This is a genomic window from Xanthobacter autotrophicus ATCC 700552, assembly GCF_043194565.1.
Lineage (GTDB): Bacteria > Pseudomonadota > Alphaproteobacteria > Rhizobiales > Xanthobacteraceae > Xanthobacter > Xanthobacter autotrophicus_F.
Map to the genome: position 1 here is coordinate 132,267 of NZ_JBAFVS010000013.1, position 21,160 is coordinate 153,426.

General features: G+C 60.5%; 22 protein-coding genes and 1 pseudogene. 18 read left to right on the forward strand and 5 right to left on the reverse strand.

All coding sequences use genetic code 11. From position 1 onward, the window contains the following. Positions 1 to 8: 8 nt before the first annotated feature. On the reverse strand, positions 9 to 923 hold the full coding sequence (locus V5F48_RS15270) for a LysR family transcriptional regulator (RefSeq protein ID WP_394038515.1): 915 nt from the start codon (positions 921 to 923) through the stop codon (positions 9 to 11). A 99-nt stretch (positions 924 to 1,022) separates the two neighbouring features. Here V5F48_RS15270 and styA point away from each other — a divergent pair, with 99 nt between their 5' ends. The 5 genes from styA (at position 1,023) to V5F48_RS15295 (ending at position 5,833) form a co-directional block, all read left to right on the forward strand. Further along, positions 1,023 to 2,294: a styrene monooxygenase subunit StyA gene (gene styA, locus V5F48_RS15275; protein ID WP_229646812.1), complete on the forward strand. Its 1,272-nt coding sequence runs from the start codon at positions 1,023 to 1,025 to the stop codon at positions 2,292 to 2,294. Positions 2,295 to 2,390: 96 nt separating this feature from the next. Next, positions 2,391 to 2,939 (forward strand): flavin reductase family protein, encoded by a 549-nt coding sequence (locus V5F48_RS15280; protein ID WP_229645431.1) that lies wholly within the window; start codon positions 2,391 to 2,393, stop codon positions 2,937 to 2,939. Positions 2,940 to 2,984: 45 nt separating this feature from the next. Beyond that, positions 2,985 to 3,542, forward strand: coding sequence for a styrene-oxide isomerase StyC (gene styC / locus V5F48_RS15285; protein WP_394038518.1), 558 nt, complete (start codon positions 2,985 to 2,987; stop codon positions 3,540 to 3,542). A gap of 41 nt (positions 3,543 to 3,583) precedes the next feature. After that, entirely contained in the window at positions 3,584 to 4,255 is a 672-nt protein-coding gene (locus V5F48_RS15290; RefSeq protein ID WP_267491557.1) for an OmpW/AlkL family protein, read from the forward strand. Positions 4,256 to 4,423: 168 nt separating this feature from the next. After that, entirely contained in the window at positions 4,424 to 5,833 is a 1,410-nt protein-coding gene (locus V5F48_RS15295) for an aldehyde dehydrogenase family protein (protein ID WP_394038519.1), read from the forward strand. 388 nt (positions 5,834 to 6,221) lie between these two features. Here the strand turns inward: V5F48_RS15295 and V5F48_RS15300 are convergent, their stop codons facing one another. The 3 genes and pseudogenes from V5F48_RS15300 to V5F48_RS15310 form a co-directional block, all read right to left on the reverse strand. After that, positions 6,222 to 7,097: a fumarylacetoacetate hydrolase family protein gene (locus V5F48_RS15300; RefSeq protein ID WP_394038520.1), complete on the reverse strand. Its 876-nt coding sequence runs from the start codon at positions 7,095 to 7,097 to the stop codon at positions 6,222 to 6,224. 193 nt (positions 7,098 to 7,290) lie between these two features. Then, positions 7,291 to 8,028 (reverse strand): annotated as a pseudogene (gene mhpD, locus V5F48_RS15305) (2-keto-4-pentenoate hydratase); the annotation flags it as partial. A gap of 26 nt (positions 8,029 to 8,054) precedes the next feature. Then, positions 8,055 to 8,912, reverse strand: a complete 858-nt coding sequence (locus V5F48_RS15310) for a GntR family transcriptional regulator (RefSeq protein ID WP_394259401.1) — start codon at positions 8,910 to 8,912, stop codon at positions 8,055 to 8,057. 218 nt (positions 8,913 to 9,130) lie between these two features. Here V5F48_RS15310 and V5F48_RS15315 point away from each other — a divergent pair, with 218 nt between their 5' ends. The 13 genes from V5F48_RS15315 (at position 9,131) to V5F48_RS15375 (ending at position 20,595) form a co-directional block, all read left to right on the forward strand. Further along, positions 9,131 to 9,961: an alpha/beta fold hydrolase gene (locus V5F48_RS15315; protein WP_229645436.1), complete on the forward strand. Its 831-nt coding sequence runs from the start codon at positions 9,131 to 9,133 to the stop codon at positions 9,959 to 9,961. 126 nt (positions 9,962 to 10,087) lie between these two features. Beyond that, the gene (locus V5F48_RS15320) at positions 10,088 to 11,452 is read left to right on the forward strand and encodes an aromatic ring-hydroxylating dioxygenase subunit alpha (RefSeq protein ID WP_394259402.1); all 1,365 of its coding nucleotides are present in this window, start codon (positions 10,088 to 10,090) and stop codon (positions 11,450 to 11,452) included. Between the two features lie 36 nt (positions 11,453 to 11,488). Then, positions 11,489 to 12,112, forward strand: coding sequence for an aromatic-ring-hydroxylating dioxygenase subunit beta (locus V5F48_RS15325; protein WP_324255534.1), 624 nt, complete (start codon positions 11,489 to 11,491; stop codon positions 12,110 to 12,112). A 12-nt stretch (positions 12,113 to 12,124) separates the two neighbouring features. Further along, complete coding sequence (locus tag V5F48_RS15330; protein ID WP_229645437.1) at positions 12,125 to 12,448, forward strand: non-heme iron oxygenase ferredoxin subunit; 324 nt, start codon at positions 12,125 to 12,127, stop codon at positions 12,446 to 12,448. Continuing rightward, complete coding sequence (locus V5F48_RS15335; protein WP_229645438.1) at positions 12,448 to 13,683, forward strand: NAD(P)/FAD-dependent oxidoreductase; 1,236 nt, start codon at positions 12,448 to 12,450, stop codon at positions 13,681 to 13,683. The genes V5F48_RS15330 and V5F48_RS15335 overlap by 1 nt, the downstream gene beginning before the upstream one ends. After that, positions 13,680 to 14,510, forward strand: a complete 831-nt coding sequence (bphB, locus tag V5F48_RS15340) for a cis-2,3-dihydrobiphenyl-2,3-diol dehydrogenase (protein WP_394038522.1) — start codon at positions 13,680 to 13,682, stop codon at positions 14,508 to 14,510. The genes V5F48_RS15335 and bphB overlap by 4 nt, the downstream gene beginning before the upstream one ends. A gap of 11 nt (positions 14,511 to 14,521) precedes the next feature. Continuing rightward, positions 14,522 to 15,397: a biphenyl-2,3-diol 1,2-dioxygenase gene (bphC, locus tag V5F48_RS15345; RefSeq protein ID WP_229645440.1), complete on the forward strand. Its 876-nt coding sequence runs from the start codon at positions 14,522 to 14,524 to the stop codon at positions 15,395 to 15,397. Between the two features lie 51 nt (positions 15,398 to 15,448). Beyond that, positions 15,449 to 16,126, forward strand: a complete 678-nt coding sequence (locus tag V5F48_RS15350) for an OmpW/AlkL family protein (RefSeq protein WP_394038523.1) — start codon at positions 15,449 to 15,451, stop codon at positions 16,124 to 16,126. Between the two features lie 64 nt (positions 16,127 to 16,190). Then, complete coding sequence (locus V5F48_RS15355; RefSeq protein ID WP_394259403.1) at positions 16,191 to 16,973, forward strand: 2-keto-4-pentenoate hydratase; 783 nt, start codon at positions 16,191 to 16,193, stop codon at positions 16,971 to 16,973. After that, complete coding sequence (locus V5F48_RS15360) at positions 16,970 to 17,911, forward strand: acetaldehyde dehydrogenase (acetylating) (RefSeq protein WP_394038525.1); 942 nt, start codon at positions 16,970 to 16,972, stop codon at positions 17,909 to 17,911. Before V5F48_RS15355 ends, V5F48_RS15360 begins: the two co-directional genes overlap by 4 nt. Continuing rightward, positions 17,911 to 18,939, forward strand: a complete 1,029-nt coding sequence (gene dmpG / locus V5F48_RS15365) for a 4-hydroxy-2-oxovalerate aldolase (RefSeq protein ID WP_394038526.1) — start codon at positions 17,911 to 17,913, stop codon at positions 18,937 to 18,939. The genes V5F48_RS15360 and dmpG overlap by 1 nt, the downstream gene beginning before the upstream one ends. Beyond that, a complete protein-coding gene (locus V5F48_RS15370; RefSeq protein ID WP_394038527.1) occupies positions 18,936 to 19,598 on the forward strand; it encodes an amidohydrolase family protein in 663 nt (220 codons plus the stop codon). Before dmpG ends, V5F48_RS15370 begins: the two co-directional genes overlap by 4 nt. Before the next feature lie 91 nt (positions 19,599 to 19,689). Then, a complete protein-coding gene (locus V5F48_RS15375; protein WP_229646817.1) occupies positions 19,690 to 20,595 on the forward strand; it encodes a LysR family transcriptional regulator in 906 nt (301 codons plus the stop codon). Between the two features lie 150 nt (positions 20,596 to 20,745). On the opposite strand, the gene V5F48_RS15380 is transcribed toward V5F48_RS15375, so the two are convergent. Then, on the reverse strand, positions 20,746 to 21,003 hold the full coding sequence (locus V5F48_RS15380) for a DUF2274 domain-containing protein (protein WP_394259404.1): 258 nt from the start codon (positions 21,001 to 21,003) through the stop codon (positions 20,746 to 20,748). Positions 21,004 to 21,160 lie beyond the last annotated feature (157 nt).

A 21,160-nucleotide genomic window follows, 5' to 3' on the forward strand; every position in this document is an offset into this window, starting at 1 on the left:
CCGTCCGGTCACTCTCTACCGGGCTGCGGTGCGCGGGTGGGCCGGGCCAGCTCCGCCACCAGAAAGTCGATGAAGGCGCGTGCGCGGCGCGAGAGGACGCGCGTCCTGGGGTAGGTGAGGCTCACCTGGATCGGGGGGAGAAAATAGTCAGTCAGAAGCGCAGTCATGGCACCGGATGCGAGATCCGCCTGCGCCAGCCAGCTCGGCACGACGGCGATGCCGCGTCCGGCGCGGGCGGCATCGTATGCCACCTCGTCGCTGTTTGTGCATAGTCGTCCTCGGAGCCGGACGGCCTGGCGCCCGTGCTCGGAATCGAACTCGAGGCTCGCGTCGATGGTGTTGGTGGCCACGATGACGTCGTGCACGTCCAGATCGACGGGCTCGGTTGGCCGGCCACGCGCGGCGAGATAGGTGCCGGAGGCGACGACGACCCGCTCATAGACCCGGATGGAGCGGGAGACCAGCGAGCCCGAGCGGGGCTCGGCCGTGGTGACGACGATCTCGAGGCCCTCCTTGATCATGTCGTCCACCGTATCGGACAGCACCACCTCCACCGATACCGCCGGATGCAGCCGCATGTAGGCCGGAAGCAGCGGGACGATGTGAATCCGCCCGAAGGAGACGGGCACGGCGATGCGCAGCAAGCCGGCGATCTCCGGCCGCTGCCCGCGGGCGAAGGCGCGCACGTCGTCCAGGGCCTCCAGCATGCGCTGCACATGGCTGTAGAGCTGCGCGGCTTCGGCCGTGGGGTTGATGCTGCGCGTGGTGCGCACGAACAGCGGCATACCGAGGCTCGCCTCCAGCCCGGCGATGTGCTTGCTCACCGTGGATTGCGAAATACCCATGTCGCGACCCACGGCCGAAAAATTGCCGCGCTCCATCAGGCGGGCGAAGGCGATGTAGGCTTCGATGCTTTCCAACATTTATTCCATACGGAATATGTCATAGGCGATTTGCGATGCTTACGCCTGAACGATCGGTTAGTAAATAAGAATCATAAACCAGAAACGATGGGGAAACGCATGCAGAAAAGGATCGCCGTCATCGGCGCGGGAACGGCTGGCCTTCACCTTGGCCTGCATTTGCGGCAGTTCGGCATCGACGTCACCATATTCAGCGACCGCCGACCGGATCAGTTTCAGGGCCTGCGTCTGCTCAATACGGTTGCTCATCATCACGTGACCGTGGAGCGCGAAGACGACCTCGGTTGCAATCACTGGCCTCTCGATGAATATGGCTATTCTGGTCATTATTACTTCGTCGGCGGCCCTCAGCCGCTGCGCTTTTATGGCGCGCTGGAACGGCGGAGCCGCGCGGTGGACTATCGCATCTACCAGCCGCGCCTCATGGAGGACTTTCTGGCGCGTGGCGGCCTGATCGAGTTCCGCGAAATCACCCACGAGGACATTCCTGAGCTCGTCCGCGGGTTCGGCCTTATCGTGGTGTGCACCGGCAAGGGCCCCTTCGGGCAGATGTTCAAGCCGGAACCGGCCTATTCGCCTTTCGAGCGGCCGCAGCGCGCGCTGTGTGTCGGGCTGTTCAAGGGCATCCGCGAGCCGGCGACGCGCGCGGTGGTCATGAACTTCTCTCCAGGCGCCGGCGAGATGATCGAGATCCCGACCTATTCCTTCGGGGGCATGGCGACGGCGCTCGTGATCGAGAACCATGTCGGCGGCGATCTCGAAGTGCTCGCCAAGGCCTCCTATGCGGAGAGCCCCAGAGCTTTTCTGGATCTTTTGCTGCAGAAGCTGCGCCAGCACTATCCGGACTGCGCCGATCGCATCGACGAGCGCGAATTCGACCTCGCCAATGGACCGCTGGATATCCTCCAGGGCGGCGTGACCCCGACGGTGCGCAAGAGCCATGTGGCGCTCGATGGAGGTAAGCTCGCCGTCGCCTTGGGCGACGTGCAGGCGGTGGTGGATCCGGTGCTGGGACAGGGCGCCAACATGGCTTCCTATGCTGCCATCATTCTTGCTGAGGAGATCGTCGGGCAGGACGTCTACGACGAGCGCTTCATGGAGCGGGTGGAGGGACGGCGCCGCGACCGCGTCCTCAGCGCCACCCGCTGGACCAACTACATCCTCAACGCCCTCGGCTCGCTCGACCCGGACCTGCTGAACTATATCGGGGCTCTCAGCCAGCGCCCCGACCTCGCGGACGAGTTCACGGAAAACTTCAACTTTCCCGAACGCCAGTGGGATTGCTTCGCGAGCCCCGACCGCATTCGCGCCTGGATCGAGACCCGGCTGGCGGCTCCTCCGGCCGCGGACGTCCTCGCCAAAGCCGGCTGATCCCGTGGGGCGCATCGTTCGCGGTGCGCTTCCAACCGTTGCCGGCCTCCGGCGCAGCCGCTGCTGCGTGAGGCCACGCTTTTGGAGATACCGGTCGTGCCTGTTTCCGTTGATCTGTTCCGTAGCGCCCTCTCTCGCCTTGCCTCCGGCATATCGGTCATTTCGACCGCCCAGGAGGGCGAGCGCCGGGGGCTGACCGCCACCGCAGTGTGTTCCGTATCCGCCGAGCCGCCGACGATCCTCGTCTGCGTGAATACCGCGACAGGTACGGCGAAGATGATGAAGGACAAGGGTTGGTTCGCGGTCAGCCTCGTCAGCGAGGCGCACCGGGGTGTCGCCGAGGTCTTCGCCGGCCGCAACGGCCTCGCCGGTGATGCCCGCTTCCTCCATGGCGACTGGATTGAGGGCGAGAACGAAGCGCTGCCCGTGCTGTCGGGCGCGCTTGCGAGCCTCGAATGCCGCGTGACCGACGTCGTTGTTTCGGGCACGCACGAGGTGTTCTTCGGTCTTGTGGAGGCGATCCGCGTCGAGGATGGCGTTCCGCTCATCTACCACGGTGGCGGGTTTCACCTGCTGCCTCAGGCGGCGCCAACCGCAACGGAAACGGTATCGCAACACAGTCCGGCACCCGCCGCCGCCCGGTAGGAGGGCGGAACCGGCGTGACAAAAACAATCAAACGGGAGGAAAAAATGGTGAGTGCAAGCTATTCGGGCTCGGGGAAAGCTGATGTGGCCCCAGCCGCGAGCGATATCGAGCGGTCGGCCCTGAGGCGGACCATGGTCGGCCATGGCGCCTTGATGATCTTCGCGGCCCTGGTGGGTGGCGTGGGCTTGTGGATGTATCTGCTCGGCGGGTTCGAGATCGTTCCGGGCTATATCCTGTCGTTCCAACTGCCCGGATCGGCGGATGGCTGGCAGAGGGCCCATACCGGGCCGGTCCTCAATGGGCTCATGGTGATCGCCATCGGGTTCGCGCTCCCGTTGCTCGATTTCTCGGCGCGATGGTCGAAGATCCTGGGATGGACCATCATTCTCGACGGCTGGTCCAATACCGGCTTTTACTTCTTCAGCAATTTCTCCCCCAACCGCGGTCTCGCCTTCGGCCCGAGCAGGGTTGGCCCGGCCGACATCTTCAGTTTCCTTGCCCTGGCTCCCGCCTACCTGTTCGGCGTCCTCGCCATGGTCGCGCTGGTGGTGATCGGCTGGCGTGCCATCGGCAGCGCGCATTCCGCCGGAGTGTCGCGATGATTGGTCGCCATCGCCATCGGGTGGAAGCGGAGGGGGAAACCATGGGCAAAAGATATATTGCGACGGCCGCTCTGGCCCTTTTCCTGTCAGGCCAGGTTCATGCCGCCGATCTCGGCTCGGCAGCACCGGAGGCTTCGGTGTTTCGACCCTGGTACATCCATGTGGGCGCCATGGGCGTCATTTTCGACGAGGGCGCGAGCATCACGCTCGGCGGAACGCCCGTGCCGGGCGTAAGCGCCACGGCGGACGACAATTTCACTGTCGGTTTCGAGGTGGGCTACCGCTTTACGCCCAACATCGCCGTGTCGTTCACCGCCGGCTTTCCGCCCAGCACGACCCTCACCGGCACCGGCCCACTGGCGGGCATCGATCTCGGTCGGGTCACCTACGGACCGGCGGTGCTCTCTGCCCACTACCATTTCACCAATTTCGGTCCCCTGTTCCAGCCCTATCTGGGCGCAGGCGTCAACTACACCCTCGTCTGGAACGAGAAGGATCGGGCGGTCAGGGACCTGAAGGTGGACAATGCCTTTGGGTTTGTTCTCCAGGCCGGCATCGAGAGCGACATCTCTGAGCATTGGGGGAGCTTCGTCGATGTGAAGAAGATCTTCCTGACGACCGACGCCACTGGCCTCGTGGGAGGGGTGCCGGCCACGGCGGACATTGATCTCAACCCGTGGATCCTGATGGGCGGGGTGACCTATCGCTTCTAGAGCGGTTCCGCGCGAAGCGGACATCGCTTTGCGCGGAAAAGCGATCGAGCCCTCACCCGAGACGTTCATTCGAATCCCCCCGGCAGCAGGTCCTGGTCTCGCGCATCGCCGACCGGGCCTTTCCGTCGGGACGCAGCGGCGCGAGGCCGCCATGCGGAGCATATGATCATGCAGACTTATCCCCTCATCATCGCCGGCATGTCCGTGCCGGCAGGCGCGCATTTCGAGGTCCGTAATCCCGCCGACGGGAGCGTGGTCGGACTCGCTCCGAAGGCGTCCCTGGCGGACCTCGACGAAGCTGTCGCCGCCGCCACCGCCGCTTTTCCGTCCTGGAGCGCCACGCCGGATTCCATACGCAAGGCGGCTTGCCACGCGGTTGCGGACACGCTCGCGGCACATGCGGAGGAGCTGGCGCGCCTCGTCACCCTGGAGCAGGGTAAGCCCCTAAACGGCCTCGGGTCCCGCTGGGAGATCGGCGGCGCCCAGGCCTGGGCGCACTACACCGCGGACCTCGAGCTGCTGCCCAAAGTGCTTCAGGACGACAATGCGGGACGGGTCGAGTTGCATCGCACAGCGATCGGGGTGGTGGGCTCGATCACACCCTGGAACTTTCCGGTGATGATCGCCATCTGGCACATTGTGCCCGCCATTCGCGCCGGCAACACGGTGGTGGTGAAGCCTTCGCCTTATACACCCCTGTCCACCATCCGCATGGTGGAACTCATCAACGCCGTGCTGCCGCCCGGGGTGGTGAACTGCGTGACCGGCGACAACGAGATCGGTGCCGCCATGTCCACCCATGCGGGCATCGGCAAGATCGCCTTCACCGGATCGAGCGGGACCGGCAAGAAGATCATGGCCTCCGCCGCACCGACCCTCAAGCGCCTCACCCTAGAGCTCGGCGGAAACGACGCGGGCATCGTGCTGCCGGACTGCGACCCGAAAGCCATCGCCGAAGGCCTGTTCTGGGGGGCTTTCATCAACAACGGCCAGACCTGCGCGGCGCTGAAGCGGCTCTATGTGCACGAGCGCATCCATGACGAGGTCTGCGACGAGCTGGTGGCGGTGGCGCGTCGCACGCCCGTCGGCAACGGCCTCGATGAGGGGAGCGTGCTTGGGCCGATCCAGAACCGGATGCAGTTCGAACGGGTGCGGCAACTCGTGGACGATGCCGTCGCGCACGGTGGGCGCCTGCTCTCGGGGGGGCCGCCGCCGGATCCGGAGGGATCGCTGTTCTATCCGCCGACACTCGTCACCGGTCTCGACAATGGTGTGCCCCTTGTGGACGAGGAGCAGTTCGGTCCCGCGCTGCCCATCATCCGCTATGCTGATGTGGAAGCCGTGATCGCGCGAGCCAACGACAATCCCAACGGCCTGGGCGGTTCGGTCTGGAGCCCCGACATCGAAGCGGCGACTTCCGTCGCCCGGAGGCTTCGGACGGGATCCGTCTGGATCAACAAGCACGGCGCCATCCAGGCCAACGCCCCCATGGCGGGGGTGAAGCAATCAGGGCTCGGCATTTCCTTTGCAGAGGAAGGGCTTCAGGAATACACGGATGTGCAGGTCATTTTCAAATAATACGATCGGCCACGGTCTTTGAGCGATGCCAGGTGGGTTTCGCTTAAGCGCCGCGTGGGCTTGCCCAAGGGCCGGTGAGTCAATCTCACCGGCCCTTGGTATAATAGTTTGATAAACGTCAACTGGAGCCCGCGTATCCTGGGCAGTTGTTCGCATTGGAGTTGATGGTCGGCCTGGGCTTGCACTCGTGTTGAGTAGGGGGGCGAACGGGAGCGGCAATTGTATGTGTTCACGGGATCGGATCGGCACTTCCGGTATCATGACGCCAACCTTGGTCCACAGTCCAGCAACGGAGCTGCCGGCAGGCTGGCGGCCATGACATTGCGAAAGGTCGGAAGGGGCGCAAACGCCGGTCCGGACGTGTTTCCAAAAAGGCGCTTACATCCAGCTAATCCCCGCTGATATCCGTGCTCTCCGCATGCCAGGCAACAATACTCTGATGTTGAGCGCCAAGTTTCGTGATGCCGAGAGCTACGATATCGCCAGGTTTTAGGAAGACTGGATCAGGCTTCATACCCATTCCTACGCCAGGTGGAGTACCGGTGGTGATGATGTCTCCTGGCATCAGCGTCATGTAGCGGCTCACATAACTGATGATCGTTGCGCAACTGAAGATCATCGTACGGGTATTGCCTGTCTGCATGCGGCGGCCGTTCACTTCGAGCCATAGGTCCAGATCTTGAGGGTTCCCAACCTCGTCGGCGGTCACCAACCAAGGCCCGACTGGGCCGAACGTGTCGCAACCCTTACCTTTGTCCCAGGTTCCGCCGCGTTCAAGCTGGTATTCACGCTCGCTGACGTCGTTCACGACGCAATAGCCCGCGACGTAGTTCAAGGCATCCCGTTCCGGCACATAAGAGGCGCGGCGGCCGATGACGATCCCCAGTTCGACCTCCCAGTCAACCTTTGCGGCTTCAGGCGGAAGCACTACCGTGTCGTCGGGACCATTCAAGGATGTGATCGCTTTCAAGAAGATTACCGGCTCCTTCGGAAACGGCAAATTCGCTTCTTCGGCATGTTCGGCATAGTTGAGACCAATGGCAACGAACTTGCCGATACCCGCGACTGGTACTCCCAACCTGGGTTTTCCCTCGACCACGGGTAGGCGCCCCACATCAAGGCGCGAAAGCGCAGCGAGGCCTTCGGGCGAGATCGCTTCGGGTGAGAGGTCGACGAGTTGACCGGAAAGGTCACGGATGCGGCCCTCAGCATCAAGCAAGCCCGGCTTTTCTCGACCCTTCGGACCGTAGCGCAACAGCTTCATGTTCTTGATCTCTGTTCTACAGAAGCCAACTAAACCAGGTTGGAAATTATATGGGTGCGAAATAGCCGCATCATTGGCGTATGCGCGGCAACGCACTGTATCTCTAGAGCGTGATCCGGTCATATGGAAGCACATTGTAGTTCCATATGACCGTTGAAACGCCGGCAGCGATTCAACGTGGGCGAATCCGGTTCTAGAGGACGTCAAAGCTTGCCGTGACAGTGCCGAGTCCCTCGATCGTCGCCTCGAAGGCATCGCCAGGCATAACTGGAACCATCGGCCCCAGCGCTCCAGTTAGCACCACATCGCCCGTCCGGAGCGGGCGGCCACGGCGGGCGACCTCAGCCGCGAGCCAAACCGCCGCATTCAGCGGATGTCCCAGGCAGGCGGCCCCACTTCCTTGAGAGACCGTCTCGCCGGCGCGGCTCATCTTCATGACCGCACCGCGCAGGTTCAGCCCGTCGAGGCGGCGCGGAGGTCCCCCGAGTACGAACAGCCCGGAGGACGCGTTGTCGGCGACAGTGTCGACGATGCCGATATCCCAACCCACGATCCGGCTGCCGACGATTTCGAGTGCGGGCACGACGTAATCGATCGCCCCGATCACGTCTGCGATCGTCGGATGAACAATGTCGAGGTCGCGGCTGAGGACCAAGGCGATCTCCGCTTCGATCTTGGGCTGGAGGACCCGGCCGAACGGGATAGGCTCACCTTCGCCGACCGGTATGTCGGCAAACAGGATGCCGAAGTCCGGACGGTCGACACCGAGTTGTTTCTGAACGGCCCGGGAGGTGAGACCGATCTTGCAACCGACAATTCTGCGCCCTTCTGACTGCCAGTACGCCGTGTTCACCTCCTGTACCGCATAGGCAGCATCGACATCGTCCGCGCGAAGGCGACCGCGCACAGGTGGAATTGGTGTTCCCCCGTGGCGGCCTCGTCGTCAAGGTTGCCGCGCTACTCATCGAGTAGCGCGTTTGCGCGTATGACATTTGCGGCGCGTCGAATGTGATTTGCGAGTGCGGAAACCGCTTTACTCACGTCCCTCGCCATAGCGGCATTGAATATCTCTTCATGTTCCTTGTGGACTTCGACGGGAATTGGCCCCTGCGTGCCGGACAAGCGACGGTAGCGCTCAGAGTTTTGGAACAAAACCTGTCTGAAATGCGCAAGCCAGCCTGAAGGGGAAGCATTAACAAGTGCATGATGAAATTCTCTATTCCGAACCTCCCATGCATCGAAGGCGGCAGCGGGATCAGCTTCTAGTCGCTCCTGTGCCCTTGCCAGGCGATGAAAGCTGGTGACGAGGGTATCTTCCCATACATCTCCTCCAGTTTGAATGCTTTCAATCAAGGCGCTCGTTTCCAATGTTATGCGCGCACGCGTCAGGTCCTCGAGATCCGACAGCGACATAGGGGTCACGCTGAACCCCTTTTGCCCCTCTGTAAATACAACGCGATCCACCATCAATCGGGTTAGCGCCTCGCGCAGTGTACTTCCGCTAATGCCAAACGAGGTCTTAAGATTTTCGAGATTAATCTTCGATCCATGGGGGTAGACGCCGTCTATTATACGACTTCTAATAATAGCATAGGCAGACTCGATGGCTGTCGATTCTCTCTTCGCGGTTCGCGAGCTACCGATATCTACCACCGAATCATTGTCAGAATTTCCACGCTCAACCATTTTAGCGTCAACTCCAGATATATCTCCAATTCCGGCCAGCGTTGGCGCCTGACATGAACAGGCAGCCGGACGAGTGGCGCGGACGCGCTCCAGCACCAACAACCAATATAAGAGCATCGTCGTTTTCACGCTACAAAATCACTTGACCGCCAGCAAAAACGATTTTAGCGTTCATCAACGTTTTTAAAGAGGTGCGCAGCACCCGGGTAGAGAGGAAGCGACCATCGGCAGTGCCATTGCGCCTGCCCAGATGTCTCCATTTCTCAATCCGCGTGCTGCGTCACCGTGGGTGGCGGACGGGCGCGGCAGTCGCGCAGGAAGTCCGGAGGACTTGAGGAGGCGGTGTCGTGCAGGAAGCCTATCCGGAAATTGCCCGAACAGTGGACGCGATCGGGATCCGTACCAATCTTCACGATGTCGGATTGGGTGCACCCGTTCTGCTTGTTCACGGCTCAGGCCCCGGTGTCACGGCCTGGGCAAACTGGAGAGCCGTGATACCGGCATTGTCGAGGGACAGGCGTGTCATCGCCCCTGACATGGTCGGGTTTGGATTCACGGAACGTCCTTCTAATGTTGAATATGGCCCTGATTTATGGCTCCAACATTTGGTTGGCATTTTGGATGCGTTGGAACTGGAGAGAGTTGATCTGGTCGGAAATTCTTTTGGTGGGTCGCTGTCACTCGCGCTCGCTATCAGATTTCCAGAGCGGGTTCGGCGTCTTGTCCTTATGGGATCCGCGGGAGTTAACTTCGAGCTCACCGAAGGCCTCAATGCGGTATGGGGATATGACCCATCTATCCAGAACATGCGAAAATTAATGGACTATTTCTCTTATGATAAGAACCTCGTAAATGATGAACTAGCTGAATTACGCTACAAGGCCAGCATCAGACCTGGCTTTCAGGAATCGTTTTCAGCGATGTTCCCCGCTCCGAGGCAGCGGTGGATCAATGCACTTGCCAGTTCTGAAGAAGACATCCGCTCCATCTCCCACGAGACGCTTATCCTGCATGGGCGTGAAGACAATGTTGTTCCTCTCGAGACCTCGCTGCGACTAAACCAGCTTATTGTGCCGTCCCAGCTGCATGTCTTTGGCCGATGCGGACACTGGGTGCAAATCGAGCACGCCGCTCGCTTCATTCGACTGGTGGAGGATTTCCTTTCCGAAGATGAATGATGCCTCGGGAGCACGCGCCGATCATCTACGCTGCAATCCGATCTGGTCGGGCTCTGACTGCGGAGTTGCTACAGTCCACGGAGGCTTTGGCGGCGCAAAATCAAGAACTATAATTAGGAGGAAGCAATGAGTGTTCCGAAAGCAAATGGATGTGGGGTAAAGGCACATTGGAGAAAGGAGCAGATCCTCGCCATGGTCCGGGAGGATGTGGGGCTTCTTGACCCGCGAATCTACACCGATGAAGATTTGTATCAGCTGGAATTGGAGCGTGTTTTCGGTCGCGCTTGGTTGTTGATGGGTCATGAAAGTCAAATCCGGAAATCCGGTGATTATTTCACGACCTATATGGGTGAAGATCCGGTCATTGTCGTTCGGCAGAAAAATGGAAGCATCAGCGTTTTCCTGAACCAATGCCGGCATCGCGGAATGCGCATCTGCCGCGCGGATTCCGGAAATGCAAAGGCCTTCACCTGCAGCTATCATGGCTGGGCATATGATACCGCGGGAAATCTCGTAAGTGTTCCTTTCGAAAGCGAAGCATTTTCCTGCCTCGATAAAAAGGCGTGGGCGCCGCTCCAGGCCCGGGTCGAGAGCTATAAAGGATTGATCTTTGCCAATTGGGATGCCGATGCTCCCGATTTGGATGCTTATCTCGGGGAAGCCAAGTTCTATATGGATCATATGCTGGATCGAACGGAGGCGGGAACAGAGGCGATCCCCGGTATTCAGAAATGGGTCATTCCGTGTAACTGGAAGTTTGCGGCGGAACAGTTTTGCAGTGACATGTATCACGCGGGAACGACATCTCATCTTTCGGGGATCATTGCCGGCCTGCCCGATGGGGTGGAGTTGGCCGACTTGGCTCCTCCGACTACCGGAAAGCAGTATCGTGCACCGTGGGGTGGGCATGGAAGCGGGTTCTATCTCGGCGATCCCAACCTTCTGCTCACGATCATGGGGCCGAAGATCACGCAGTATTGGACCGAAGGGCCGGCCGCAGAGAGAGCTGGGGCACGTCTGGGAAGCATCGAGCGCGGCACTCGGGTCATGACGCAGCACATGACGGTGTTTCCGACATGCTCGTTCCTGCCGGGCATCAATACCGTTCGCGCCTGGCATCCCCGCGGACCCAATGAGGTCGAGGTTTGGGCCTTTACCGTCGTGGACGCCGACGCGCCGGATGAGATCAAGGATGAGTTTCGTCGTCAGACGTTGCGAACCTTCTCGGCCGGGGGGGTCTTCGAGCAGGATGATGGCGAAAACTGGGTAGAGATTCAGCACATCTTGCGTGGCTATAAGGCGCGCAGCAGGCCGTTCAATATCGAAATGGGCCTTGGAAAGGCCGTGGATAACGACTCGGATTATCCAGGCCGGATCAGCTACGTCTATAGCGAGGAGGCGGCCCGCGGCATGTATACGCAATGGGCGCGCATGATGACCTCCGAAAACTGGGGCGTCCTCAACGCCACCCGTCCGTTAGCGGCCGAGTGATTGCCCTCGGGGTGCGGCTGGCGTCCGAAGGGACTCGTGCCGTCCGCCGCACCTGCGTCGTCCCGCCTTCTCCGCCAAGCCATGAAGGGCCACGCCATGCTTGATAAAATCGAGAAATCCGACGTCTTTCGGAAAAAGCCAGCTCCAGTTGAAATCGAGCTACAGCAGGAAGTCGAGCAGTTCTACTATTGGGAGGCGAAACTTCTCAACGATCGCCGCTTCGGTGAGTGGTTTGCGCTGCTCGCTGCGGATATTCACTATTTCATGCCGATCCGCACAACACACATCATGCGTGACGCGGATCTGGAGTATTCCGGCGTAGGGCAATACGCACATTTCGACGACGATGCGCAGATGATGAAGGGCCGCTTAAGAAAGATCATGTCCGATGTGTCTTGGTCGGAAAATCCTGCTTCGCGTACCAGGCATCTTATCTGCAATGTCATGATCGTTCAGGGAGGAGTGACGGCCGAGTATAAGACGTCAAGTACGTTTATCGTCTATCGCAATCGATTGGAGCGACAGCTCGATATATTTGCAGGTGAGCGTCAAGATACGCTTCGACGCAACGACAGCGAGGCAGGCTTCGAAATTGTCGAGCGAACCATCCTGATCGATCAGAGCACGATCCTGTCCAACAACCTCAGCTTCTTCTTTTGAGGCGTCTGAAGCATGACGTGGACATTTATCACGCGACAATCGGATCTGCCGCCCGGTGAAATGTATCGCCACGAAGGTGGACCGGAGCCGGTTGTCCTGTGCAACGTAGGCGGCGAGTTCTTTGCAGTGCAGGATACTTGCACTCATGGCGAGTGGGCACTCTCTGATGGTTACCTCCATGGCGATGTCATCGAATGCACGCTGCATTTTGCCAAATTCTGCGTGCGCTCGGGCAAGGTGAAGGCTCTCCCAGCCTGCAAGGCGCTTCGCGTCTTTCCAGTTAAGGTGGAGGAGGATGCCATCTTCGTCGACCTCGATTGCGGCGAGGTGACGTGATGTCCGGTCATGTCGTCATTATCGGCAATGGCGTGGCCGGCATTACCACGGCTCAGGTCTTGCGCGCGGAGGGCTACGAGGGCCGCATCTCCCTCATCGGGGAGGAGGTGCACCTGCCCTACGACAGGCCGTCGCTGTCAAAAGCGGTACTCAGCGGGGACCTCGCGCAGCCGCCGTCTCTGGTGCCATCGGCGTGGAGTGAGGAAGCCCGGGTTGACGCCATTTCGAGCCGGGCAGCGGTCCGGCTCGACGCCGCGTCACGGGTGGTCTTTCTCGACGACGGAACAAGGCTTGCTGGCGACGTGATCGTGATCGCCACGGGCAGCCGCGCCCGCAAGCCGGCACTTGCCGGCGCAACGCTCCCCGGCGTTGCGACGCTGCGCAGCTTCGATGACGTTGCGCGTCTGCGGCGCGACTGGACGCCCGGAACAGCCCTTGTCGTGGTGGGCGGCGGGCTGATCGGCTGTGAAGTCGCAACGACGGCCCGAAAACTGGGTCTGGACGTGACGATCCTTGAGGTCTCCGACGAATTGCTGGTGCGTGTCCTCGGTCGCCGGATCGGCGCCTGGATCCGTGAGCAGTTGGAGGCCTTGGGGATACGTGTCGAGCGCGGCACCGGGGTGCGCGAGTTTGCCGGCGAAGGTGGACTTGCGGCGGTGACGACCAGCGATGGTCGTCGGTTCAGAGCGGAAAGCGCGCTGATTTGCATCGGCGCCGAACCTGCCGACCAACTCGCGCGAGACGCCGGCCTGGCGTGTGACAGGGGAGTGATCGTCGACAGCCGTGGTGCGACGGGTGCCGAGGGGATTTTCGCGGTCGGCGATGTTGCGAATTGGCCGTTGCGCGACGGCGGGCGGCGATCGCTGGAGACGTATCTGAACGCTCAACGCCAAGCGGCGGCTGTAGCGGCGACGATCCTTGGAAGGGACGGCGGGGCAGCCCAGGTGCCGGTCTCCTGGACGGAAATCGCCGGGCGCCGGATGCAGATCTGCGGAGAGATCGAAGGGCCGGGAGAGACAGTGCTCCGCGGAAAACTCGGGAATGGGCCGGCATTGCTTTTCCGGGTCTTGGGAGGGGTCGTTCGCGCCGTTGTGGCGGTTGACGGGCCGCGCGACTTCGCGGCGGCAATCAAGCTAGTGGAAAATGCGGCCGTTGTGGCTCCCGCTCGGCTCGCCGACGTGAGTATCGGCATGCGCGATCTTGTGGGGGAACATCAGGGGGGAGTTCAAGCGTGAGACTCAAAGGTGAAGTTGCGCTGGTAACGGGAGGTTGCACCGGCCTGGGGCGGGCAATCGTTGATCGCTATATCGCCGAAGGCGCCCGCGTCGCCGTCCTTGACCGATCGGGCGACGGTTTGGTGGAACTCCGCCGGGTTCATGGCGATTCCGTCGTCGGCGTGGAGGGCGATGTCCGCTTTCTGGATTGTCACAAGGAAGCGGTCGACCGCTGCCTCGCAGCGTTTGGCAAACTGGACTGTCTGATCGGCAACGCTGGGGTATGGGACTACATGACCCAGTTGGTCGACATCCCCGATGACCGGATCGCGGACGCCTTCGACGAGATGTTCGCCATTAACGTCAAGGGTTATATCCTCGCCGCGAAAGCCGCTCTGCCTGCGCTCTACAAGAGCAAGGGCAGCGCGATCTTCACCGTTTCGAACGCCGGATTTTATCCGTCCGGTGGAGGTGTGCTCTATACAGCTGGTAAGCATGCCGTGGTCGGAATGATCAAGCAGCTTGCCTATGAGTGGGGGCCACATATTCGGGTCAATGGGATTGCCCCGGGGGGAATCCTGGGCAGTAAATTGAAGGGACCGGAGGCTTTGAATCTTCAGGATCGATGCATTTCGACCATCCCTCTGGACGAGATGCTCGGAAAAGTCCTGCCGACCGGGCGTGTGGCGACAGCCGAGGAATATGCCGGGGCGTATGTGTTCTTCGCCACGCGTGCAGACACGGTTCCGCTTACTGGGAGCGTGTTGAACTACGACGGGGGTTGGGGGGTGCGCGGATTGATCGAGGTCAGCCTCGGAGCGCAACTCGATAAAAATTTCGCAAAATAGGGAGGCACGAAATGAGCATTCAGAGGCTTGGATATTTGGGATTCGAAGTATCGGACGTGTACGCTTGGCGTTCCTTCGTCACTGATAAGCTTGGTGCGATGGAGGCCTCCGCCTGCGATGACAGGGCACGGTTTCGGATCGACTCCCGTGCTTGGCGCCTGAATATCGAGAAGGGTTCGGCAGACGATATCGTCTTCTCAGGCTATGAGGTCGATAGCGAAGATGAATTGATGGCGGTCAGAAAGCGGCTCGAGGCGCATGGCATCGCTGTGACAGTCGAGAGCCCGGAGATGGCGCTGGATCGTGGCGTTCTGGGGCTGATCTCATGCACGGATCCAGCGAATAACCGGGTTGAAATCTATTATGGAGCGACAGAGCTCTACGAAAGACCTTTTCATTCACCTGTCGGGGTTTCGGGTTTTTTGACTGGTGACCAGGGCATCGGTCACTATGTGCTGAATGTTCCAGATGTCGCGACCGTGCTGGATTTCTATATCAAAGGGCTCGGTTTTCATCTCTCTGATATCATCGACTGGAAACTAAGCGAGGATCTTACAGTGCAGGTGCATTTCCTGCATTGCAATTGTCGTCACCACTCGCTCGCTATTGGCAGGTTGCCGGATGGAAAGAAGATCCATCATTTCATGCTTGAAACGAACCATCTTGACGACATCGGACTAGCCTTGGACAGATTTGAAGCTGATGGCACCGTGGTGGCAACGTTGGGGCGGCACACCAATGACCATATGATTTCATTCTATGGAGCGACCCCTTCGGGGTTCGCGGTGGAATATGGCTGGGGTGCGCGCGATGTCCAAGCCAACTGGTCCGTCGTTCGCTACGACAAGATCAGTATCTGGGGGCATAGGTTTCCTGGAATAAAGTGAGCTGCCAAGAGCCGTGATCCAAATATAATAATTATCATAGGGAGGAAGGTGATGTTGAAATGGCGTATTCCTTATATTTTATTTATAGCGCTATATATTGTTCCGCTGTCGTCAGCCGATGCCCAAACTCGTATCTCGGAGGAGCCAGTAGATAGCTTCAAGAGATGGTTGATACATGCCGATGTAGTCGACGTCATCACAAACGAGAGCGCAACAGTGTCTGTTGGAAATGTGCCTGTCACCGGTGGCTCGGTCTCAATGGCGGATAATTTCACAGCGACAATTGATGTAAGTTATTTTCTAACCCCCAATTTCGCAGTGAACGTCTACACTGGATACCCGCCGCGGGCGCATATCAAAGGTGCTGGTTCGCTCGCTTCCTTCGGCACACTGGCCAGCGCGAATTATGGCCCGCTGACCGTGTCTGGTGAATATCATTTCCTGGGTCTTGGTGCGTTCAAGCCCTATGTCGGGATCGGTGTCACCTACGCCATTTTCCTGAATGTCGATGACGCGGCGCTTCAGAATGTGAACGTCGATAATGCGTTCGGGCCAGCCTTTAAGATTGGGGTTGACTACGACATTTCAGAGAAATGGACAGTACATAGTTATGTTCAACAGATATTATTGACTACTGATGTAAGTGCGATGGTGAGTAGCATTCCAGCATCGGCTCGGGTTAAGATTAATCCAACAATTGTCGGTGTGGGCATCGGATATCGATTCTGACCGAGCATCGACTGCTGCGGGAGTGATTTCAATGAATGCTGTGACGGGAATTACGTTGGAGAATTTGCACCAAGCGGCGCGTCGTCTTTTCGAGGCCGAGCGAACAGGAGCGCCGGTTTCGCCGTTGAGTGATTTGATCGGGCCAGGTGATATCGAGGCGGCGTACAGGGTTCAGGAGCTCAACACGAAAAGAGCGCTGGAAGCTGGCCGGCGCCTGGTGGGGTGCAAAATAGGCCTCACCTCTGTGGCGGTGCAGAAGCAGCTCGGCGTCGACCAGCCCGATTATGGCGTCCTGCTCGACGACATGGCAGTGCCCGACGGCGGCGAGGTGCGGCCGGGCAGGCTCATCCAGCCGAAAGCGGAGGCGGAAGTCGCCTTCGTCCTCGGCCGGGATCTGACGGACGAGCACATCACCGTCGCCGACATGATCCGCGCGGTGGAGTTCGCGCTGCCGGCCATCGAGATCGTGGATTCCCGCATTGTCGACTGGCGCATCAGCATCGTCGACACCATCGCCGACAACGCTTCGTCTGCGCTCTACGTGCTCGGGTCGTCGCCGCGCAAGCTCGATGCGTTCGATGTCTCCGGCTGTGAGATGACGTTCGAGGCGGACGGCCAGAAGGTCTCGTCCGGCGCGGGCCATGCCTGCCTCGGCAGCCCCATATCCGCCGCGCTGTGGCTGGCGCGGACCATGGCCCGCATGGGCCGCCCCCTCAAGGCGGGGGATACGATCCTGTCCGGAGCCCTCGGCCCCATGGTGCGGGTTGAGTGGGGCCGCCGGATGGAAGCCCACATCGCTGGCCTCGGTTCGGTCCGGGTGTCGTTCGCCGCGGAGACCAATTCATGAAGAAGATTTCCTGCGCCATCATCGGGTCGGGCAATATCGGCACCGATCTCATGATCAAGATCATGCGCACCTCGAGGCATCTCGAAATGGGGGCCCTGGTCGGCATCGATCCGAATTCCGACGGCCTCGCCCGCGCTGCGCGCCTCAACGTTCCGGTGACCCACGAGGGCATCGAAGGGCTCCTGAAGCTGCCCAACTACAAGGACATCCGCATCGTCTTCGATGCCACGTCTGCCAAGGCGCACCTCACCAACAACGCGCTGCTCCAGAAGGACGGCAAGAAGGTCATCGACCTCACCCCGGCGGCCATCGGGCCGTTCACCATCCCGGTGATCAACGGCGCGGCCAATCTCGACGAGCCCAACGTCAACATGGTCACCTGCGGCGGCCAGGCGACCATTCCCATGGTCTATGCGGTGAAGCGGGCCACGCAGCGCCTCGTCTATGGGGAGATCGTCGCCTCCATTTCCTCGAAATCGGCAGGCCCCGGCACGCGCGCCAACATCGACGAATTCACCGAGACCACCTCGAAGGCCATCGAGGTGCTGGGCGGCGCCGAGCGCGGCAAGGCGGTGATCATCCTCAATCCCGCCGAGCCGCCGCTGATCATGCGCGACACGGTCTTCACTCTCTCCCAGGGGGGAGACCAGGACGCCATCGCCGCGTCCATCGAGGACATGGCTGCGGCGGTCCAGAAATACGTGCCCGGCTATCGCCTGAAGCAGAAGGTGCAGTTCGAGCAGATCGGCGACAATGCGCCAGTGCGCATTCCCGGCATCGGCCCGTCCACGGGGCTGAAGACCACCATCCTGCTGGAAGTGGAAGGGGCGGCCCACTATCTGCCCGCCTATGCCGGAAACCTCGACATCATGACGTCCGCGGCCCTCACCACCGCCGATCACTGGGCGGGCGCCGTTCTTGCGAAGGAGGCCGCGTGATGGCCCGTCCCAATCCCGACAAGCTCTACATCCAGGACGTGACGCTGCGCGACGGCATGCATGCTGTCCGCCACCAGTATTCGCTGGAAACCACGCGGGCTATCGCCCGCGCCCTCGACAGGGCGAAGGTGGACGCCATCGAGATCAGCCACGGCGACGGCATCACCGGCTCCACCTTCAATTATGGCTTCGGTGCCCACGACGATCAGGAATGGATCGCCGCTGTGGCGGAAGAGTGCGAGCACGCCGTGGTCACGGTGCTGCTGCTGCCGGGTATTGGCACGGTGCATGACCTGAAGGCTGCGTATGACGCTGGTGCCCGTTCGGTGCGCGTGTGCACCCATTGCACCGAGGCCGACGTGTCGCGCCAGCATATCGAGGCGGCACGCGCGCTCGGCATGGACACCGCGAGCTTCCTGATGATGGCCCACATGATCCCGGCCGAGGTCCTCGCCGAGCAGGCGAAGCTGATGGAGAGCTACGGCTCGGAATGCGTCTACGTGACGGATTCCGCCGGTGCCCTGCTGCCGGAGGACTATACGCTGCGGGTGAGGACGCTTCGGGATGCGCTCAAGCCCGAGACCGAGATCGGGGTCCACACCCACCACAACCTCACCATGGGCGTCGCCAACGCGGTGGCGGGCATCGAGGCCGGCGCGGTGCGGGTGGACGCATCCCTCGCCGGCATGGGCGCCGGGGCCGGTAACGCGCCGCTGGAGGCGCTCATCGCGGTGCTCAACCGCAAGGGCATCGACACCGGTTGTGACCTCTACGCCTTGATGGACGCCGCCGACGACCTGGTGCGCCCGCTGCAGGACCGTCCGGTGCGGGTGGACCGCGAGAGCCTCTCGCTGGGCTATGCCGGGGTCTATTCCAGCTTCCTGCGCCATGCGGAGAATGCCGCGAAGACCTACGGCGTGGACACGCGGGAAATCCTTTCCGAACTCGGCCGCCGCCGCATGGTGGGCGGCCAGGAAGACATGATCATCGACGTGGCTCTGGACATGCAGGCGGGCGCCGGGCAATGACCGGCGCCGTCGACATCCACGCCCACGTGGTGCCGGCCGACTTTCCCCGCTATGCCTGCCGGCACGCGGATCACGCTTGGCCGTCCATGTGTCATGTGGGGTGCGGGCACTGGCACATCATGATCCGCGGCAACGTCTTCCGCACGGTGTCGGAAGCCTCGTGGGACGCGGCGCGGCGGATCGCCGACATGGACGCCGCGGGTATCGCGGTGCAGGCGCTGTCCCCCATGCCGGAGTTGTTGTCCTACTGGTTCGAGGCGGACGACGCGGTGGCCATGGCCGAGGTGGTCAACGGCTCCGTCGCCGATATGGTGGACGCCCGGCCCGGTCGTTTTGTCGGGCTCGGCATGGTGCCGCTTCAGGCTCCTGATCGCGCCGTGGAGGTTTTGCAAGCCCTGATGCGCGATGGCCGCTTTCGGGGCATCGAGATCGGCACGAACGTGAACGGGGTTCCCGTTGGCAACGAGCGGTTCGCGCTGCTGTTCGACCTTGTTCAGCGTCGGGTGTCGCTTTCTAGCTTATCGTCCAAGTGGATGGCGTGTGTTCGAATCGGGGCGGCGTCCCGGATGGCTGTGAACCAGCGAAAGAGTGCTCTGTTCATTTGCAGATCGGGCGGCGGACGCCGCCACGAGATGCCGCTCGCAGCGGACACAAGATAGCATTGGGGATTTTCCGGGAGGGACCAGAAGCGTGGGCGGCTCGTAGCCTACTGCGCTGCCGTTAGGGTAAGAGGCGAAGGTTATGGATAAAATGCGTTCTCCGATTGAGTTACGCCATCTCCGATACCTCATTGCAGCCGCCAGATGCGGTAGCTTTCGAAAAGCCGCAACGGAATTGGGAGTCCGCGTTTCCTCCATGAGCCGTCGTATTCGCGACCTGGAGGATGAAATCGGAGCAACACTGTTTATCCGACATCGAAGCGGGGTGCGGCTTACCCAAGCCGGAGAGATCTTCCTGTGGCGAGCGCAGAGTGCCATCGGTCAACTTAGTTCCGCTGAGCGGGACGTTGGTGCTATCGGGCGCGGAGAACACGGTGCGGTGAGGGTGGGGGTTTCGACTTCCATGGCGTCAGATTTTCTTGCGATGCTCATGAAAGTTTTTTCCGCCGAATATTCCGGGGTGCAGTTAGATTTTTTTGAAGGAAGCCCGACTGAGCAAATTCAAGCAATACGGAGTCACGGTATCGATGTCGCATTCATGCTTGGGTCTCCCAAGCTAAAATATTGTGAAACCGTTGATTTGTGGACTGAAGAGGTCGTGATCGTCATGCCACATGGCGATCCTCTCGCAGATCTCGGTCAAGTCACGTGGAAGGATCTGCGAGGGCGGCATTTCATTGTGAGTGAGGCGTGGCCGGGCCCCGAGGTTCACGACTTCCTGGTGAGGCACTTGGGAGAGCTGGGCAGCCGCCCGTCTATCGAGTTTCAATCAGTCTACCAAGATACCTTAATGCAAATCGTCGCTAGCGGCAGAGGGTTAACTCTGACTAGCGGATCCAAAGTGGCAATGCGATTTCCGGGCGTTGCGTACCGCTATCTCACGGGAGAAGTTCTGCCGTACAGCGCAGTTTGGTCGGCCGAGAACAGGAATCCGGCATTTCACCAGCTGCTCAGCGTGGCCCGCGAGTTGACATTTTCACGCCGAGTGGAGCGCTAACGTTGGTTTCGGAAGGTGCTGCTGGCGCAAATGGTCCCGAGATCGTGTTTCGCGAGCTGTGCGATGAGGACGGTCCCACATCCAATTCGCTTGGAGAGAGTCCAAACAGAGAGAGGCACTGTGGCCTTTTCTCGACCTGCTTCGCGAGCGCTATTCCGACACGGCTCCGGCCTTGTCGTCGGAATGAGCGATCCGGCCGCGCTTGGCCTTGGCGAATCCGCGATCTGTGGCGATGAACCGCTCCAGCATCGGGATGATCAGCTTCACGGGATCCGTCGCCGGTTGTCCGGTCCCGCGGGCCAACACCTCTGCATAGGCAGTTAGGTCGCGATGGAGAGCGGCGGGCAATTCCAGCGTGACTTTGACTGGCTTGTCATCGGCAATTGGTCCCAGCTTCAGCTTCGTCATGATCATCCTCCGTAGGGTTCCAGGATCAGGTCATATGCCGCGTCTGCGGCTATTCCGATTGAGGAAGATTGAAGGGCCATAAGACCATGACGATCATCGGTTTTATATGCAGCCGTTATCGGCATAGTCTCTCCTATAGTCGGTTGAGGAAGGCGAG

What these genes read in the sequence shown, in the direction of transcription:
- V5F48_RS15270 (WP_394038515.1), bottom strand. Translation starts at nt 923, where the DNA reads ATGTTGGAAAGCATCGAAGCCTACATCGCCTTCGCCCGCCTGATGGAG.
- styA (WP_229646812.1), top strand. Translation starts at nt 1,023, where the DNA reads ATGCAGAAAAGGATCGCCGTCATCGGCGCGGGAACGGCTGGCCTTCAC.
- styC (WP_394038518.1), top strand. Translation starts at nt 2,985, where the DNA reads ATGGTGAGTGCAAGCTATTCGGGCTCGGGGAAAGCTGATGTGGCCCCA.
- V5F48_RS15290 (WP_267491557.1), top strand. Translation starts at nt 3,584, where the DNA reads ATGGGCAAAAGATATATTGCGACGGCCGCTCTGGCCCTTTTCCTGTCA.
- V5F48_RS15295 (WP_394038519.1), top strand. Translation starts at nt 4,424, where the DNA reads ATGCAGACTTATCCCCTCATCATCGCCGGCATGTCCGTGCCGGCAGGC.
- V5F48_RS15300 (WP_394038520.1), bottom strand. Translation starts at nt 7,097, where the DNA reads ATGAAGCTGTTGCGCTACGGTCCGAAGGGTCGAGAAAAGCCGGGCTTG.
- V5F48_RS15320 (WP_394259402.1), top strand. Translation starts at nt 10,088, where the DNA reads ATGAGTGTTCCGAAAGCAAATGGATGTGGGGTAAAGGCACATTGGAGA.
- V5F48_RS15330 (WP_229645437.1), top strand. Translation starts at nt 12,125, where the DNA reads ATGACGTGGACATTTATCACGCGACAATCGGATCTGCCGCCCGGTGAA.
- V5F48_RS15335 (WP_229645438.1), top strand. Translation starts at nt 12,448, where the DNA reads ATGTCCGGTCATGTCGTCATTATCGGCAATGGCGTGGCCGGCATTACC.
- bphC (WP_229645440.1), top strand. Translation starts at nt 14,522, where the DNA reads ATGAGCATTCAGAGGCTTGGATATTTGGGATTCGAAGTATCGGACGTG.
- V5F48_RS15350 (WP_394038523.1), top strand. Translation starts at nt 15,449, where the DNA reads ATGTTGAAATGGCGTATTCCTTATATTTTATTTATAGCGCTATATATT.
- V5F48_RS15360 (WP_394038525.1), top strand. Translation starts at nt 16,970, where the DNA reads ATGAAGAAGATTTCCTGCGCCATCATCGGGTCGGGCAATATCGGCACC.
- dmpG (WP_394038526.1), top strand. Translation starts at nt 17,911, where the DNA reads ATGGCCCGTCCCAATCCCGACAAGCTCTACATCCAGGACGTGACGCTG.
- V5F48_RS15370 (WP_394038527.1), top strand. Translation starts at nt 18,936, where the DNA reads ATGACCGGCGCCGTCGACATCCACGCCCACGTGGTGCCGGCCGACTTT.
- V5F48_RS15375 (WP_229646817.1), top strand. Translation starts at nt 19,690, where the DNA reads ATGCGTTCTCCGATTGAGTTACGCCATCTCCGATACCTCATTGCAGCC.
- V5F48_RS15380 (WP_394259404.1), bottom strand. Translation starts at nt 21,003, where the DNA reads ATGACGAAGCTGAAGCTGGGACCAATTGCCGATGACAAGCCAGTCAAA.